This is a genomic window from Maribacter spongiicola, from assembly GCF_052119685.1.
In the GTDB taxonomy this organism is placed as follows: domain Bacteria; phylum Bacteroidota; class Bacteroidia; order Flavobacteriales; family Flavobacteriaceae; genus Maribacter; species Maribacter spongiicola_A.
Map to the genome: position 1 here is coordinate 27,008 of NZ_JBGQOO010000013.1, position 18,312 is coordinate 45,319.

Sequence of the window (18,312 nt, forward strand, 5' to 3'; positions counted from 1 at the left end):
AATTGAGTGATTTGGTTAAATGTATAGTTAATTTTGAATCTTATATTTGTAACCCTAAATGAACAACTTTTGAAAACCATTGCAACACCTACCAAAATATGGCTTTCTTCTCCGCATATGGGAGGAACAGAGCAAGACTATGTTAATGAAGCCTTTGATACAAATTGGATAGCACCATTGGGGCCCAATGTTAATGCTTTTGAGCAGGCTATTAAAGATGAACTAGGCAATGCCGTTCATGTGGCCGCCTTAAGTTCTGGGACGGCAGCTATTCATTTAGGACTTGAATTATTAGGTGTAGGCAAAGGTGATGATGTCATTTGTCAAAGTTTTACATTTTCTGCGTCTGCCAACCCAATTGCTTATTTGGGTGCAGAACCTGTATTTGTAGACAGTGAAACAGAGACTTGGAATATGTCTCCAGTACTTTTACGAAAAGCTATTGAAAGCGGAATTAAAGAAGGTAAAAAACCAAAAGCGATTATTGCCGTTCACTTATATGGCATGCCGTATAAAGTTGCCGAAATAAGAGCTATAGCCGATGAATTTGAAATTCCAATTTTAGAAGATAGTGCAGAGGCCCTTGGTAGTTCATGTAATAACATTGCCTGTGGTACTTTTGGTGATATCGGAGTGTTGTCTTTTAATGGAAATAAAATAATAACTACTTCAGGTGGTGGTGCCTTAGTCTCTAAAAATAAGGACTATGCCGAAAAAGCTATATTCTTAGCAACACAAGCTAGAGATGATGCACCGCATTACCAACATTCTCATATTGGGTATAATTACAGAATGAGTAATGTATTGGCAGGTATAGGGCGTGGTCAAATGGAAGTTTTAAAAGACCGGGTAAACGCACGTAGAGCCAATCATCAATACTATATAGAGTCTTTAAATCAATTTAAACAAATTGAATTTCTTTCTGAACCCAAAGGGTACTTTTCAAATAGATGGTTAAGTTGTATCTTAACGCCATCTTTTGAAATGAGAGAAAAACTTAGGTTAGCCCTTCTAGAAGAGAATGTGGAGTCTAGACCTTTATGGAAACCACTACACCTTCAACCGATTTTTAAAAGTTCGAAGCAGTTTGTAGATGGTACCTCGGCATCGTTGTTCGAAAGAGGTCTTTGTTTGCCGAGTGGTTCTAATTTAACCAATGAAGAATTAGAACGAGTTGTAACAACTATCAAAAACGTTTTATCATGATCCAGAAATACCTAAATTATAATGCACAACGCTATGCCTCTAAATGGTTGGTGTTAGGCATTGACCTATTAACGGTAGTTTTCTCATTTATACTATCTTATTTTATTCGCTTCAACTTAACCTTAAATTTTGATATCCATAATTTTTTGGTTCAGATACCTTTAATTGCAGCAGCTGCTTTGATCGCTTTTTTAATTGTAGGTTCTTACAAAGGTGTGGTTCGACATACAGGAGTTAGAGATGTCTATAATATTTTCAATGCCGTTTGTTTTTTTAGCATTATTGTTATTTTCATTGTATTGACCAACAGACAGCTTGGTGTACTAAGTCAATTTACGATACCATTGTCTATAATCATTATTAATAGTTTGATTGCATTTATTGGTTTAGTTGCCTCTCGTTTTGTATTTAAGTCTTTTTATAACAAAATGAATAGTAATATTAAGGTGACCAAAAATATTATTATTTATGGTGCTGGCGATTCAGGCGTACTTACACACAGTGCAATTACAAATAATATGCAAAGTAGGTACAAGGTAATTGGATACATTGATAGAGATGCTAAGAAAATTGGCAAGAACATTAATGGTGTTCCTGTATTTGGAAGAAAAACCTTAACCGAAGCATTCATTGTAAAAAACAATATTTCTGAAATTATTTTTTCTATACAGAATATAGATTCCCGTAAATTAAGAAAGACCGTAGAAGGTTTGGTCGATTTGCCGATTGTGGTAAAAATAGTACCGCCAATTGAAGATTGGATCAACGGAGAATTAAAAGTTTCTCAAATTAAGCAAGTGCAGATAGAAGATTTATTAGATCGCGCACCTATTACTATTAAGAACAGTAAAATTGCTATGGAGTTGATGAATAAGACCGTTTTAGTTACCGGTGGTGCTGGTTCTATTGGTAGTGAGATTGTTCGTCAAATATGTAATTATGGTTACAAGTCTTTAATTGTTATTGATTCTGCCGAGTCTGCTTTATATGATCTACAACAAGAATTGAAGCAAAACGGATTTCATAATTTTATACCGATCGTAACCGATATTCGAGATAAGAATAGAATGAATGCCTTATTTGGGGAACATAGGCCAAATGTAGTTTTTCACGCTGCAGCATATAAGCATGTGCCTTTAATGGAATACAATTCTTACGAGGCGATTAAGATCAATATTGGCGGAACAAAAAATGTAGCGGATCTATCTGTATTGCATGGTGTCGAGAAATTTGTGTTTGTTTCTACAGATAAAGCGGTAAACCCAACTAATGTGATGGGGGCAACGAAGCGTATTGCAGAATTGTATATCAGCTGTATGCAAAAAGAAAACAAAACTAAATTTATAACCACACGTTTTGGTAATGTTTTGGGCTCGAACGGGTCTGTAATTCCATTATTTAGAAAGCAAATTGAAAACGGTGGGCCGTTGACCTTGACCCATAAAGATATTACCCGTTATTTTATGACCATACCAGAAGCATCTCAACTCGTTTTAGAGGCAGGTGCAATGGGTGAAGGTGGTGAGATATTTATATTTGATATGGGCGAATCGGTTAAGATATTTGATCTGGCCAAAAATATGATCAAGCTTTCTGGATTAAGATACCCAGAAGATATCGATATAAAAATTACCGGATTAAGACCAGGTGAAAAATTGTATGAAGAGTTATTGGCCAATGGAGAAAATACCTTGCCAACGTATCATCAGAAAATCAAGATCAGCAAAGTGCGTGATGTAGAATATGCGAAAGTAAGATCGAAAATAGATGAGTTATGTATTACCAATATGTTCTTTAGCGGAAACACGGTGAAATTAATGAAAGAGATTGTTCCGGAATACGTGTCTAAAAATTCAGATTTCTGTGAGCTTGATAAAACACCAAATTCTGCGGACGATACCAAAGCTCCTTTAAAAATAGTACAACCTTAATCATTTGAACATTAACCATATTTATAGAATTAGAAAGATGAATACATTGAAAACGAAATTTAATCATTACGGATTACTGGTATTTTTAGGAGTGCTTATTGCTTCTTGCGGGTCAAAAAAGGATGTTGTCTATTTTCAGGATGCCGAAGATTATGAAACCATTGTAAGTGACAATACCCATACGAATACTTTTAAAGTTGATGATGTTGTCGGTATCAATGTTTCTACTTTAGATGCTTTGGCAAGTATGCCTTTTAATTTATTCTCTTCAGCACAAGGTGAGCGAAGTATGGGTCAACCACAACAATTAGATTATATCGTTGATAAGAATGGTGAAATAGATTTTCCGGTAGTGGGTAATATTAAGATTGTTGGTCTTACACCAGAAGAAACAAAAGATTTGTTAAAACAAGAATTACAGCCCTATTTAAAAGATCCCATTATCAATATTCGTTTACGAAATTTTACGGTAACAGTTTTAGGTCAAGTAAATAGACCTGGAACGTACGAAGTAAATGGTGAACAAATTACCGTTTTAGAAGCTATTGGTCTTGCCAATGATTTAAATATTAAAGGTAAGCGTGATAATGTGCTGGTCATCCGAGATTTTAATGGAACTAAAGTGTACACGCGTATCGATTTAACCAAGAAAGCAGCGTTAAATTCACCAGTGTATTATTTAACACAGAATGATGTAGTGTACGTAGAGCCAAACCAGTCGGCAGTTACACAATCTACTTTAGATAATAGAGCAGGATTAACAGTATCTATCGCGTCTTTAATCATTACTACAGCTGTAATTATTCTTACAAGAAGCTAGAATCCTATTTTAATTACCCAATTCAATATATTATATGAATATTTCTGATAAAAAAGAAGATATTAAAAATGTGATTACCACCTACGCCAAACAATGGAAATGGTTTATGCTATGCGGCATTCTAGCATTGGTAATCGCTTATATTAATATTCGTTATACAGTACCTGAATATGCGGTGATGTCGCAAATTCAAATCGTGCAAGAAAAAAGTACACCAACAGGTATGAACGTGTTTCAAGATTTAGACATGCTTGGTGGTGGTAATCAGCAAGTAGAAGATGAAATTGAAATTATTGCTTCAAGATCTAATTTTATTGATGTAGTCAATGAATTAGGAGTTAATAAGAAAATAATGGCTTTAGGTAATGTCATCAATTCTGAAGTGTATAAAAGTCAGCCATTTAATATGAATTTTATAGCATCTGACTCTATTATTAAAAATGCCAACTTTGGTTTTTTTATTGAGTTTTCATCTGCTAGTACCTTTGGTTATGTAGAGAATGAAGGGGAGCCTGCTAAAATTTATTCTTTTGGTAATGGTATACCAACGCCAGTAGGCGATATGGTAATTACACCAAATGTAAAAGATGTAAAGGCTTTAATCGGAAAGAAGTTTCAAGTTAAAATGAGTCCGGTAGAAGATGTGGCGAGGTCATTGAAAACGGCAGTTCAAATAGGGGTGTCAGCTGAATATTCAAATATTCTAGATGTCACCATGACCAGTGCAATACCAGAAAAGGCAAAAGATATTATTGATAAATTGATTGAAATTTACAATAGAAATGCTGTAGAGGAAAAAAAGCGTATCGCCGATACTACTTCTGACTTTATTAATGATAGAATTCAATTGATTTCTGGTACTTTAACTAACGTAGATAAAGATGCACAAGAGTTATTGACCGAAAAAGGGATGACTGGATCTGGTTTAGAGGTCGGTGCTGCTGTTCAAGTAAGTGCAGGTAGCCGTCAAAACCTTGAAAATGCCAAGGTACAATTAGAAATGGTCAGTGGATTAAAAGATTATGTTAGTGGTGAAACTGGTTATGATGAAATGCCTGTGGTTGATGTAGGTAGTGGTGCGTTAAGCCAAGCTACACTACAATACAATACGTTGGTTTCAGAACGTAAACGATTATTGAAAAGTGCAGATGAGCAAAACCCAATGATCGTTAACCTCGATGAACAGTTAGATGGTTTGAAAAATACGATGCAATCTAGTTTAAATTCATTAGAGCGTAATGTAGGTATGAATGTAAGTACACTTCAAAGTCAATTAGGAAGAATACAAGGTACCATATACTCTGCACCACAGAATCAACGCGAGTTAAGAAATATTACCAGAAAACAAGAGACTACGGAATCTTTATACTTGTATTTGTTGCAAAAGCGTGAAGAGTCTCAAATTACATTCGCATCTGCAGCACCGAAGTCTAATGTGATAGATTTGGCTTATGTATCTAGTCCGACACCGGTAAAACCTAAAAAAGCGATTACCTATTTGGCAGCTTTGATGTTAGGATTGTTATTGCCATTCGGCATTATTTATGGTAAGGATCAATTAGATACAAAAATTCATAATAAGCACAGTCTAGAGAAATATACGAAAGATGTTCCTGTATTAGGTGAATTACCTAGATTGTCTAAAAAAGATAGTAAGATTATTATTAATGATGACCGTTCAGTATTAGCTGAGGCGTTACGAATAATTCGAGCGAACCTTGACTTCTTAATTAAAACCAAGCGCGCTAGTAATAGTAATAAGAACAATGTTATTTATGTTACTTCTAGTACACCAGGAGAAGGTAAAACGTTTGTATCTTCTAACCTGTCGATGATATTGGCAAGTACCGATAAAAAGGTTTTATTAGTGGGGGCAGATATTAGAAATCCGAAATTATATACCTTCTTTTCTGGAGATTCTGTCGATAAGTTGAAAACACCTTCTAGAAATAAAGATGCTGGTTTGACAGAATTTTTATTGGATGATTCTATTAGTGTAAAGGATATTATCAGACCGATGTTAGTGCATCACAATACAATTGATGTAATTTACTCAGGAAAAATACCGCCAAACCCTGCAGAGCTTTTAATGAGTTCTAAAGTAGAAGAGTTATTGGCTGAAGTTTCTGAAATGTACGATTATGTAATTGTCGATACTGCTCCAATGATGGTAGTAAGTGATACGTTGTTAATTGCGCCTTATGCGAATCATATTATATATGTAACTAGAGCAGGAGTAACCGATGAAGCTGCAGTGAAATTTCCGTTAAACCTTCGTGATGAAGGGAAATTAAAAGGAGTTTCTTTTGTAGTGAACGATGTTACTTTAGATGAACTAGGATACGGAGGTAAGTATGGTTACGGATATAGTAAGACCAGTAAAAAGTGGTGGAAATTTTAAACTTGGTTACTTGATAATCGAGATTATAAAATCCTGATTTTTGTCTCTAAATTTTATAGATTTCTTTCTTATGAATACCTAAAGATTTTGCTCAGAGGTAATTTATTTGAAATTATAAATAGTCTTTTCAATTATAGGCTTTATAAGCATCAATGTTTTTTCATTGATGCTTATTTTTTTGAGATACTTTAGTTGCGATATTTTGTGAATATCACTGGCAACAAAATCTATTAAATTGTTCTTCAACAACCATAACGCAGTTTGCTTTACTTCTTTACCATAATATTCACCGATAGATAAAATATTCATTTGAAACAACAATCCTTCATTTTTATACCGTGAATAAGCATTTAGGTTTTTATGTAAATACGCATACCGCTCAGGATGCGCGAAAATTGGAAACAATCCTGCGCTTTTTATTTTTTCTACCGAACTATCAAAATTTATTGAAGCTTGTAAGTAGGACATTTCTATTAATAGGTAGCTTTTGGCTATAGGCATAATATGTTTGTCTACGAGGAGTTTTTCGAAGCCGGAATCAATCATATGCTCTGCTGCTGCATTTATATTAACATGCTCTAGATTATTCATTTTTAAAGCATTCTTAAGTAACGATAGCGAGCTATTTATTATTGTCGGGGTATTAGGATAGTAATTCTCCATAATATGAGGAGTACATATAAAATCTGTCACTCCGAATTCACCAAAACCTTTTATAAGTTCAATAGAATCTTCAACAGTTTTTGCGCCATCATCTATACCTGGTAATATATGATTGTGAATATCGATAAAACCTTCAAGATAATCTATTAAAAAATGTTTTTTAGAGAAAAAGCTGAACATAAATTAGGTTTTAGTTTTCTGAGGATTTATTATACATCAAAGTTACTATTTATTACCATTATAAGTTTTTACGAAAGCTACAATGTGGAATGGATTTACTTTTATTACTTGTATAACACAGTATCTTCAAAGTTGATAACTATAAAAGGTCTCTATTATTTTAGATGTATCAATTAAAAATATAGTTTAGGTATTTTTAGGTGCAATGTGTAATTGTCTTGAGCCGTACCAAGAAAAGAACTCTCCGTCGACTAATCTAACTTCTGTATTTTTTAGAAGATCCTTAATTGTTTTTAGATTCTCGTTATTGAACGGGTAGGGCTCAGAAGATAACAATACCATATCTGGATTAACATCACTTATTTTTTGTAACGTTATACTAGGGTAGCGGTTTTGGTCTGCAAACACATTTATATAGCCACACCTATTAAGCATGTCACTAATATAGGTATCGCCACCTACGGTCATATACGGGTCTTTCCAAATTAGATAGACTACTTTTATTGATGGTCTTTTTGGTTTTAATGTATGATTTAGTTGATTAATGATTTCCGTCGCTCGTTTGGTGCTAGAAGTTATTTGACCAATTTGTTCTATCATTTTAAGACTGTCGTCAAAGGTTTTAACATCACTCAACCATACTGGAGTGGATTCACTTAAAAATTCAATCTGATTCTTTACATTTTCCTCTTTATTTGCGAGAATCAAATCTGGCTTAAGTTGTAGAATCTTTTCAAGCTTCAGGTCTTTTGTACCACCAATCATGCTTTTTGTGAGATACGGTTTATTGGGGTGCACACAAAATTTGGTGCAACCAACCACTTTATCTCCTAGACCTAAATCGAATAATAATTCAGTAATGGAAGGAACAACAGATACAATACGAGATGGAGTACCATCGATATTTAATTGATTTCCTAATTGGTCAATATAAATCATGAAAATAGCAATAATAAGAGTCGTAAATCTACCCTTTTTAATGTGAAATACTAATTAAAGAAAATCAATACATTATCTTAAAAATATTAATTCGTCAATTTTCAGGTACATATTTATTAATAAATCATATTCGAAGCGCAGGATTGAAGAAAAGTGAAATTATACTAATTAAAATCTTTATTTTCGTGTCATCCTAAAATTGTTGTTACAACATCAATATTTATCAAAGTAGTAAAGTATTGAACGACGATTTATTGAAGCGTAATTGATTCATCCCGTGGAAAAAAGATTGGGTTACTAAATATTAAATTGAGCATAGAAAATGAACGATATCATACAAACTCCTTATAAACCGCTAAATAATATACGTATTGTTACCTCGGCTTCCCTTTTTGATGGTCACGATGCTGCTATAAATATCATGCGGAGAATTATACAATCTACGGGTTGTGAGGTTATTCATTTAGGTCATAACCGTTCTGTACAAGAAATTGTTGACTGTGCTATTCAAGAAGATGTGCAGGCAATCGCAATTACTTCATATCAAGGCGGACATGTAGAATACTTCAAGTATATGTATGATTTGTTGCAGGAGAGAGGAGCATCGCAAATAAAGTTATTTGGTGGCGGTGGCGGAACAATTCTACCTGAAGAGATAGAAGAATTACATGCCTACGGAATTGAGAAAATATATTCTCCGGATGACGGTCGTGCCATGGGACTTCAGGGTATGATTAATGACTTGATTAAAAAAAGTGACTTTGCGATAGGAGAGCATCTTAATGTAGAATTAAGCGAATTAGAAGAACTTAGTTACGCTGATATTGCACGACTAATTTCGTCAGCAGAGAACTTTCCAGAAAAGCATGAAGGTGTTTTAAATACTATCAGAAAAAAGGTTGAAACGAAAAAGGTAGCTCCCGTATTAGGTATTACAGGAACAGGAGGCTCTGGTAAATCATCGTTAGTAGATGAATTGGTGCGTCGTTTTCTTGTTGATTTTGAAGATAAAAAGATTGCAGTAATTTCAGTAGACCCTTCTAAACGCAAAACGGGCGGAGCATTGTTGGGGGATCGTATTCGAATGAATGCTATTTTTAATGATAGGGTATACATGCGTTCACTGGCTACACGTCAGTCAAATTTAGCCTTATCAAAATACGTGAAAGATGCGGTAGATATTACAAAGGCTGCGGGTTTTGATCTAATTATTTTAGAAACTTCAGGTATTGGTCAGTCCGACACTGAAATTACTGAGCATTCAGATGTTTCTTTATATGTTATGACTCCGGAATACGGTGCGGCAACACAACTTGAAAAGATTGACATGCTTGATTTTGCAGATTTAATTGCTTTAAACAAGTTTGATAAAAGAGGGGCTCTAGATGCTTTGCGAGATGTGAAAAAACAATACCAGCGTAATCATCAATTGTGGGATACTCCGGCAGAAGAGCTTCCGGCTTATGGTACTATTGCATCCCAGTTTAACGATCCAGGTATGAATCAATTGTACAGGGCGGTTATAGATATTTTAGTAAATAAAACTGGAGCAGAGGGCTTAATATCGACCTTTGAAAGTTCTCGAGAAATGTCTGAGAAGATTTACATCATCCCACCAAAAAGAACAAGATATCTTTCTGAAATAACAGATGCTATTCGTGATTATAATGAAAGAGCAGAGCATCAAAAAATGATTGCCCAAAAACTATTTAGTCTTAAAGAATCTTCTGAAATATTAAAAGATAAAGAAGATGTATTAAGCGCGATTGAAGACGCGAAGGAAGAATTGCAGTTAGACCTTGACCCACATAATAAAAAAATAATAGAGGAGTGGCACATAAAGAAAGCTAATTATGAAGGAGATTTTTTCACCTACATAGTTAGGGGTCAAGAGGTGAAGGTAGAAACAACGACCAAATCTTTATCGCAGACACAAATACCAAAAGTAATTTTACCTAAGTACGAAGGCTGGGGAGATATTTTAAAATGGTCTTTACAGGAAAACGTACCGGGAGAGTTTCCTTTTACGGCAGGTGTATTTCCTTTCAAAAGGCAAGGCGAAGACCCAACTAGAATGTTTGCTGGTGAAGGCGGACCAGAAAGAACGAATAAGCGTTTTCATTATGTTTCTAAAGGATTACCGGCAGCTCGCTTATCTACAGCATTTGATTCGGTGACACTTTATGGAGAAGATCCAGGTGATCGACCAGATATTTACGGAAAAATCGGAAATTCCGGTGTGAGTATTTGCTGTTTAGATGATGCCAAAAAATTATATTCGGGATTCGATTTATGCGCGCCGACAACTTCGGTCTCTATGACCATTAATGGGCCTGCAGCTACAATAGCGGCATTTTTTATGAACGCGGCAATTGATCAGCAATGTGAGAAGTATATTAAAGCCAACGGATTAGAAAATGAAGTAAACAAAAAGATTGAAGCCATATATAAGAAGTTAGGAGCTAAGCGCCCAACTTATGCAGGTGAGTTGCCAGAAGGTAATGATGGTCTTGGTTTGTTTCTATTAGGTGTAACTGGCGACCAAGTTTTAAAAGCAGATGTATATGCAGAACTAAAGGCTGATGCATTGTCTAAAGTAAGAGGAACGGTACAAGCCGATATTTTAAAAGAAGACCAAGCACAGAATACCTGTATTTTTTCTACTGAATTTTCATTGCGTTTAATGGGTGATGTGCAACAGTACTTTATAGATCAGAAAGTCCGTAATTTCTATTCGGTCTCCATTTCTGGATACCACATTGCAGAAGCAGGTGCAAACCCTATTAGTCAATTGGCATTTACACTTGCCAATGGCTTTACTTTTGTAGAATACTACCTTTCTAGAGGTATGCATATTGATGAGTTTGCGCCCAACCTTTCTTTTTTCTTTAGTAACGGACTTGATCCCGAATATGCCGTAATTGGTAGGGTCGCAAGAAGAATTTGGGCAAAAGCCATGAAGTTGAAGTATAACGGGAACGAACGTTCTCAAAAGCTGAAGTATCATATTCAAACATCTGGTCGCTCTTTACATGCGCAGGAGATTGATTTCAATGATATTAGAACCACATTACAAGCGCTTTATGCCATCTATGATAATTGTAATTCATTGCATACCAATGCCTATGACGAGGCAATAACCACACCTACAGAGCATTCTGTTAGAAGGGCAATGGCTATACAATTGATAATCAACAAAGAGCTTGGGTTGGCTAGAAACGAGAATCCGATGCAAGGATCTTTTATTACGGAAGAATTGACTGATTTAGTTGAAGAAGCTGTTATGGTTGAGTTTGATAGAATCACCGACCGTGGCGGAGTGCTTGGAGCAATGGAAAGTATGTACCAACGTAGTAAAATTCAAGAAGAGAGTTTGTATTATGAAACGAAGAAACATACTGGGGAATTACCCATTATAGGAGTAAATACCTTTTTGTCTTCTAACGGCTCACCTACTATAATACCAGAAGAGGTTATTCGTGCAACCGAAGATGAGAAGAAGGCACAGATCAGCAACCTTGAAGATTTACAAGAAAGAAATTCAGCTATAGCAGAAGAATCTTTAAAAGCGTTACAGGATATTGCCTTGAATAATAAGAACACTTTTGAACAATTAATGGAAACATCTAAATATTGTTCTTTAGGTCAAATTACACATGCCATGTTCGAAGTAGGAGGGCAGTATCGTAGAAATATGTAATTGTTTTTTAAGGATAAAAATTAAGCTATAATTTCTGATTTCTGAAATATATAAGATGTTGATGGTTGCATATTCTTCGTTGACACCTATTTTTACATAAAGAAATAGCCCATGCTTCATTTAAAATTAGCAACTGACCCGCGTTGGGTCAATATTGTAGAAAAGAATATAGAAGAGATATTAACGGATCATGCATGGTGCGAACAAAAGGCAGCTACTAATGCGATTACGATTATTACACTTAATTCTGAGTATCCAGATTTAGTGACAGAATTACTTCTGTTAGCTCAAGAAGAATTAGTGCATTTTCAAATGGTTCATGATATCATTAAAGAACGCGGTTATACACTAGGTAGAGAGCGTAAGGATAGTTATGTAAACGAGCTTTATAAATTTATGAACAAAGGTGGTAGTAGATTACAGTCTATGGTAGATAGACTGTTGTTTTCTGCTATGATAGAAGCAAGAAGCTGCGAACGATTTAAACTACTTTCAGAAGAAATTCAAGATATAGAATTATCTAAGTTTTATCGAGATTTAATGATAAGCGAAGCAGGTCATTATACGACTTTCATTGGCTTTGCTCGTAAATATGGTAAAGATGTTGATGTTGATAAACGCTGGAAAGAGCTAGTTGAGTTTGAAGCGGAAGTGATTCAAAATTATGGCAAAGATGAAACTATTCATGGTTAATTTCTCTTTTCGTGGTATTACTTCCCGATACAAAAATTAGCAAAAATATTCCCAAGTAATTCATCATTTGTAACTTGCCCCGTAATTTCGCCTAAGTGATATAGAGCTTCTTTGACATCGATGGCCATAAGGTCACTGGAGAGTTCTGCCTTCATTCCAAATTGCACCTTTTCTATTTCCTCTAAAGCTTTAAGTAGTGAATTGTAATGGCGCGTATTGGTTACGATTGTTTCATTATTACGAAGGGCACCGGTATTTACAAATTCTAAAAGGCTGTTTTTTAACTCCTCAACTCCTTCGCCTGATTTGGCTGATAGATATCTAACATTTTGTAAATGCAAACTAATTTTCTCTTTATCAGCAGTCGTAAGGGTATCTGCTTTATTAATCAATAATAATAAAGGTTTCTGCGGATTCTGATTTTTTATCTTCTCAAAATCAATTACGATATTCTTCAGTTTTTTGTCGTCTGCTAATAATTTTGAGCCGTCAACCAATAACAAAACTACTTGTGCTTGTTCTATTTTTTCGAAGGTTCGCTTAATGCCCATTCCTTCGACAACATCTTGGGTCTCGCGAATACCTGCCGTATCTATAAATCGAAATCCTATTCCACCAATAGAAATTTCATCTTCTATGGTATCACGTGTGGTACCTGCAATATCTGATACTAATGCGCGCTCTTCATTTAAAAATGCGTTTAAAAGTGTTGATTTACCAACATTGGGTTCGCCTACGATAGCAACCGGAATCCCGTTTTTAATCACATTACCAACTGCAAATGAATCAATTAGTCCCTGTAATACTTTTTGAATTCGTGTTAAAAGCTTTTTAAATTCTGTACGGTCCGCAAATTCTACATCTTCTTCAGAGAAATCTAGCTCTAGTTCAATTAATGAAGCAAAATTCAATAATTCTGTTCGTAACTGCTTTATTTCATTGCTAAATCCGCCACGCATTTGTTGAACTGCTATTTGATGGCTGGCAGCATTATCGCTTGAGATTAAATCTGCAACAGCTTCTGCTTGGCTTAAATCCATTTTACCATTCAAGAATGCCCTTAAAGTAAACTCACCGGCATCTGCTGTTCTGCATCCATTTCTTATAAATAATTGAATAATTTGTTGTTGAATAAATGAAGATCCGTGACATGATATTTCGATCACATTTTCTCCGGTATACGAATGCGGATTTTTGAAAATGGAAATCAATACTTGATCTAATACATTTTCTCCATCTTTTATGTATCCTAAGTGTATGGTGTGACTCTTTTGGTCTCCAAGAATTTTGCCTGAAACTGATTCAAAATGTGCTGAAGCAATCGTTATTGCATCCTCTCCAGAAAGTCTAATAATTGCAATGGCTCCTGATCCTGCAGGAGTTGCTAATGCTATTATGGTATCGTTTTGAATCATGCTGCAAAAATAATCAATTATTAACTGTTGTAGTTTTCTTAATTTAAAAGCATTTTGTTTTCAGTATATAATTATATAGTAATTTCGCATGTAATAAAATGTAATTAAAAAAATGAAAAAAGTTGTTGTATTGTTAGTGTTCCTATTTGTTTCTTCTTTTGGTATCGCTCAAACCGATGTTCCTGAGCCTACTGGTGAAATTACAGTAACACAAGAAAAGGAAATGGAAGAGGTAAAAAAGAAAGTTGATAAAGCAGAAGCTGAAGCCAAAAAAGAAAAAAAGGAAGCTGCAGCGAAAAAGAAAAAAGATGCAGCGAAAAAGAAAGAGGAGAAGCTGCAAAAGCAAATAGATGCTAAAAGTAAGTCTATTTCTAAGCAAGAAAGGCAGGTTGAAAAATTAAAAACTCAACTTGAAAAAGGGAAGCTGAAAGGAACGCTTTCTCCTGTCGATATTCAAAAAATCGAAGATAAGGTTGCCAAGAGTCAAATGAAGATTATGAAGGAGCAGGAGAAGCTTAAAAAATTGAATAGGAAACTATAAATTATTCCAAAATTGTAACAATTTGCGACTTTATGCGTCTTATTTGTAGTATTCATCATTAAATCAATCAAAAATGGAACTAGTAAATAAAAACGCAGTAGTTGTTCGTGAAGACCGTAATTTGTTGGTCATTACTCATTTATCTCAATATTTAGATTTTGTAACAGGATTTGGCGGACTCATAGTACCCCTAGTAATTTGGTTAACGACCAAAGATTCTGTTATAGGTATGGATGAGCACGGTAAATCGGTAATCAACTTTCAGTTAACGTTACTCTTATATCTTGTAATCGGTATACCTGGAATCTTATTATTCGGACTCGGTATCTTATTATTAATATTCGCAGGGATTTTGTCAATTGTTATGCCTGCAGTAAATGCAATAAAAGCTAGTAACGGAGAATCGCCGAGTTACTTTGGCACCATACGGTTTATATCGTAAGTATATTATAAAACAAAAAAAGGGTCAGTTTAATAACTGACCCTTTTTAGTTTATAGATTTTAAGTACTAGCTGTTAAGCATAACAGGCATTACTAACATAGTTACAAATTCACCTTCATCTAAGCCATCGGTAGGTGTAAGTATACCTGCACGATTTGGAAGACTCATTTCTAAAGAAACCTCATCAGAACCTAAATTGTTCAACATTTCTGTTAAGAATCTAGAGTTGAATCCGATTTGCATATCATCACCTTGGTAAGAACATGTTAATCTTTCTTCAGCCTTGTTTGAATAATCAATATCTTCTGCAGAAATATTTAATTCTGCACCTGCTATTTTTAAGCGTATTTGGTGTGTCGTTTTATTCGAGAATATAGAAACCCTTCTTACTGAGCTCAAAAATTGATTTCTAGCTATAGTAAGTTTATTCGGATTCTCTTTTGGTATTACCGCTTCGTAATTAGGGTATTTACCATCAATTAGTCTACAGATCAATTCTGTTTCTTCAAAGCTGAATTTCGCATTGCTTTCATTGTACTCTATTAGTACATCAGATTCGCTACCTGCCAGTATACCTTTTAATAAAGTCAAAGGTTTTTTAGGCATAATGAATTCCGCAACTTGCGATGCTCTTACATCGGTACGTTGGTATTTCACTAATTTATGCGCATCGGTAGCAACAAAAGTTAAGTTCTCTGTAGAAAACTGAAAAAAGACACCGCTCATTACAGGTCTTAAATCATCGTTACCGGCTGCAAAAATTGTTTTATTGATAGCTGTTGCCAAAATATCACCAAGCAATGTCGTAGAACTAGGACTAGCTAATTCAACCGCTTTTGGAAATTCTGCTCCGTCTGCATAAGCCAAAGCATATTTACCATGGTTAGAACTAATTTCTACCGTATTGTTATCTTCAACAACAAACGTTAGTGGTTGCTCAGGAAAAGTTTTCAAGGTTTCTAAAAGCAATCTTGCCGGTACTGCAATAGTACCTTCGCTATCTGAATCTACTTTTATAACCGAACTCATGGTCGTTTCTAAATCAGAGGCTGACACAGTTAGTTTATCCTTTTGCAAATCGAACAGAAAATTATCTAAAATAGGTAACGTGTTACTGTTATTGATAACACCTCCTAATATTTGAAGTTGTTTTAGCAAATAGGTACTTGAAACTATAAATTTCATTCTTTATTTTTTTGTTGATATTTCAATTGAAGTTTTCAAAAGAAATAGATTTAAACTCCTGATCGTTGGCAGTTTTAGTTACCAACAAAGATATTTTAAATGCCCTTTTTAAGGAAACAAACTTATTAACAGTTTATACGTGTTACGTGCGTTGTATAGCACTAGGTATTACTACATTAAGCCTGTAATTTTCATTTTTGTCAATTAGTTATTAACTTTTGCCATTTAGGTTATTGTTGAAATTACGATTAAATTTTCTAGAAGTCATAGCATCTGCATTTATTCGAAATCTATCATGATAGTGTCCCTATAATCTAATCCTAATAGGGTAGAGGCACCACCAACTGTAGTAAGATTGCTCTTGTAGATCGCCAACTCAATGAAATCTGATGAATTAAATATAGCCAATAAATCGCCAGCACTTTTACGCTGAGATTTTTCAAGACTGTAATCTATAAAGTCATTGTATGTTTTATGAATCTTTGTGATCTTATGATTTCGCACAAACAAGGTAAAACCTTTGTCTTTGCGGTAAGCATCGAATAGATTTTTACGAATATTGGTAACAACATTGCCATAGTTATCAATATAGATAACACTGCCAATAATCTTTTTGCCGTCTTCTGTAATTCTTGGGGCAAACTCACGTAAATCGTTTAGCTCTGTAAATGGTTTGCCAACAATTTCTAATGTACCACCACGGGCAATATGACAGGCAACCTGAATAAATACATTTAAAACAGGAAAGGAATTTGCAATGGAGTCGGGTAGGTTAATTTCTACTACCTTTTCTGGAGTCATTTCAGAGGTGATGAGCCCAATGACACCGGTATTTGCACTAATAAAATAATGTCCGTTTACAAGCACAACTACATGCTTGTTATCTGGTGTTTCTTCTGAGTCTACACCAACAATATGTATGGTGCCCTTCGGGAAACTTTTGTATGAATTGGATAATATATAAGCGCATTCTTGAATATTGAACGGCATGATGTCATGCGAAATATCAACAATTTTGGCATCGGGTAATTCTGTATATATGGAGCCTTTTAATACAGCTACAAAGTGATCTTTTAATCCGAAATCTGTTGTTAGGGTGATGATTGCCATACAGCAATGTTGATATGTTTTTGGTTAGTCGAACTTAAAATTTGCTTAAATTTGATATACAAAATTAAACAAAAAACAGCGATTAAAAATATTCTTCGCTAACTATAAATCATAATAAAACAGACTGTTTGAACGAGATAATTCTAGAACTTACCGAAATTAGCCCGAGAGAGTTTTTTGGGCAGCAAAATGAGCATATTGATTTATTGAAAAAATATTTTCCGAAGTTGAAAATAGTTGCCCGTGGCAATAAGATAAAGGTTTTCGGAGATCAAGAACTTTTAGAAGAGTTCGAAAAACGTTTCGATCTACTTACGCAACATTTTGTAAAGTACAATAAATTAGATGAGAATAGCATTGAAAGGCTTTTAACCAGTTCTGAAGGCGACGAAATTAAATCTTCAAAGAATAGCGGCGAAACTCTTGTGCATGGTGTAAGTGGTAGATTAATAAAAGCCCAGACTGCCAATCAACGTAGATTAGTTGATGCCTCTAAAAAGAACGATATGGTTTTTGCTATTGGCCCCGCCGGTACAGGTAAAACCTATACAGGTGTTGCACTCGCTGTAAAGGCTTTAAAGGAGAAACAGGTTAAGAAAATTATTTTAACCAGACCTGCCGTTGAAGCGGGTGAGAATTTAGGTTTTTTACCGGGAGATTTAAAAGAGAAGCTAGATCCTTATATGCAACCATTGTACGATGCGCTTAGAGATATGATCCCTGCAGAGAAACTGGTACATTATATTGAAAATGGTACCATACAAATTGCCCCTATGGCATTTATGCGAGGTAGAACCTTAGATAATGCATTTGTTATCTTAGATGAAGCTCAGAATACTACGCATGCACAAATGAAAATGTTCTTGACCAGAATGGGTAGAAATGCAAGATTTTTAATTACTGGTGACCCCGGACAAATTGATTTACCTAGAAGAACTATATCTGGATTGAAAGAAGCTTTATTAATTTTGCAAAACGTTCCTGGTATAGAAGTTATTTACTTGGATGATAAAGACGTTATCCGTCATAAACTTGTGAAAGAAGTTATTGAGGCTTATAAAACTATAGAACATCACAATTAAAAT

Annotated in this window: 14 protein-coding genes; 9 read left to right on the forward strand and 5 right to left on the reverse strand. The window is 34.7% G+C overall.

The genetic code is table 11. The features are described 5' to 3' along the window. Positions 1 to 117: 117 nt before the first annotated feature. From ACEN2N_RS15815 to ACEN2N_RS15830, 4 genes are read left to right on the forward strand one after another with little or no spacing between them, the layout of a single operon-like run. Positions 118 to 1,206, forward strand: a complete 1,089-nt coding sequence (locus ACEN2N_RS15815; RefSeq protein WP_441825298.1) for a DegT/DnrJ/EryC1/StrS family aminotransferase — start codon at positions 118 to 120, stop codon at positions 1,204 to 1,206. Then, entirely contained in the window at positions 1,203 to 3,137 is a 1,935-nt protein-coding gene (locus tag ACEN2N_RS15820; RefSeq protein WP_441825225.1) for a polysaccharide biosynthesis protein, read from the forward strand. The genes ACEN2N_RS15815 and ACEN2N_RS15820 overlap by 4 nt, the downstream gene beginning before the upstream one ends. A gap of 37 nt (positions 3,138 to 3,174) precedes the next feature. Further along, positions 3,175 to 3,957, forward strand: a complete 783-nt coding sequence (locus ACEN2N_RS15825) for a polysaccharide biosynthesis/export family protein (RefSeq protein ID WP_441825226.1) — start codon at positions 3,175 to 3,177, stop codon at positions 3,955 to 3,957. Between the two features lie 34 nt (positions 3,958 to 3,991). Further along, entirely contained in the window at positions 3,992 to 6,358 is a 2,367-nt protein-coding gene (locus ACEN2N_RS15830; protein ID WP_441825227.1) for a GumC family protein, read from the forward strand. Positions 6,359 to 6,460: 102 nt separating this feature from the next. Here ACEN2N_RS15830 and ACEN2N_RS15835 read toward each other — a convergent pair whose 3' ends face one another. Together ACEN2N_RS15835 and ACEN2N_RS15840 are read right to left on the reverse strand one after the other, a co-directional pair. Further along, positions 6,461 to 7,201: a tyrosine-protein phosphatase gene (locus tag ACEN2N_RS15835; protein ID WP_441825228.1), complete on the reverse strand. Its 741-nt coding sequence runs from the start codon at positions 7,199 to 7,201 to the stop codon at positions 6,461 to 6,463. A 186-nt stretch (positions 7,202 to 7,387) separates the two neighbouring features. Then, a complete protein-coding gene (locus tag ACEN2N_RS15840) occupies positions 7,388 to 8,140 on the reverse strand; it encodes a helical backbone metal receptor (protein ID WP_441825229.1) in 753 nt (250 codons plus the stop codon). Positions 8,141 to 8,462: 322 nt separating this feature from the next. Between ACEN2N_RS15840 and ACEN2N_RS15845 the strand changes: the two genes are divergently transcribed. Beyond that, a complete protein-coding gene (locus tag ACEN2N_RS15845; protein ID WP_441825230.1) occupies positions 8,463 to 11,840 on the forward strand; it encodes a methylmalonyl-CoA mutase family protein in 3,378 nt (1,125 codons plus the stop codon). Positions 11,841 to 11,951: 111 nt separating this feature from the next. Beyond that, positions 11,952 to 12,533, forward strand: a complete 582-nt coding sequence (locus tag ACEN2N_RS15850; RefSeq protein ID WP_441825231.1) for a tRNA-(ms[2]io[6]A)-hydroxylase — start codon at positions 11,952 to 11,954, stop codon at positions 12,531 to 12,533. A 17-nt stretch (positions 12,534 to 12,550) separates the two neighbouring features. Here ACEN2N_RS15850 and mnmE read toward each other — a convergent pair whose 3' ends face one another. Beyond that, positions 12,551 to 13,948 (reverse strand): tRNA uridine-5-carboxymethylaminomethyl(34) synthesis GTPase MnmE, encoded by a 1,398-nt coding sequence (gene mnmE / locus ACEN2N_RS15855; RefSeq protein ID WP_441825232.1) that lies wholly within the window; start codon positions 13,946 to 13,948, stop codon positions 12,551 to 12,553. 112 nt (positions 13,949 to 14,060) lie between these two features. Between mnmE and ACEN2N_RS15860 the strand changes: the two genes are divergently transcribed. Both ACEN2N_RS15860 and ACEN2N_RS15865 read left to right on the forward strand, forming a co-directional pair. Then, positions 14,061 to 14,489 (forward strand): hypothetical protein, encoded by a 429-nt coding sequence (locus tag ACEN2N_RS15860; RefSeq protein ID WP_441825233.1) that lies wholly within the window; start codon positions 14,061 to 14,063, stop codon positions 14,487 to 14,489. Between the two features lie 73 nt (positions 14,490 to 14,562). After that, positions 14,563 to 14,931, forward strand: a complete 369-nt coding sequence (locus tag ACEN2N_RS15865) for a DUF4870 domain-containing protein (RefSeq protein WP_441825234.1) — start codon at positions 14,563 to 14,565, stop codon at positions 14,929 to 14,931. 67 nt (positions 14,932 to 14,998) lie between these two features. Here the strand turns inward: ACEN2N_RS15865 and dnaN are convergent, their stop codons facing one another. Together dnaN and ACEN2N_RS15875 are read right to left on the reverse strand one after the other, a co-directional pair. Beyond that, entirely contained in the window at positions 14,999 to 16,117 is a 1,119-nt protein-coding gene (dnaN, locus tag ACEN2N_RS15870; protein ID WP_423998913.1) for a DNA polymerase III subunit beta, read from the reverse strand. 279 nt (positions 16,118 to 16,396) lie between these two features. Further along, entirely contained in the window at positions 16,397 to 17,227 is an 831-nt protein-coding gene (locus ACEN2N_RS15875) for an SAM hydrolase/SAM-dependent halogenase family protein (RefSeq protein WP_441825235.1), read from the reverse strand. Positions 17,228 to 17,355: 128 nt separating this feature from the next. On the opposite strand from ACEN2N_RS15875, the gene ACEN2N_RS15880 reads away from it, so the two are divergent. Next, positions 17,356 to 18,309, forward strand: a complete 954-nt coding sequence (locus ACEN2N_RS15880; RefSeq protein ID WP_441825236.1) for a PhoH family protein — start codon at positions 17,356 to 17,358, stop codon at positions 18,307 to 18,309. Positions 18,310 to 18,312: the final 3 nt, after the last annotated feature.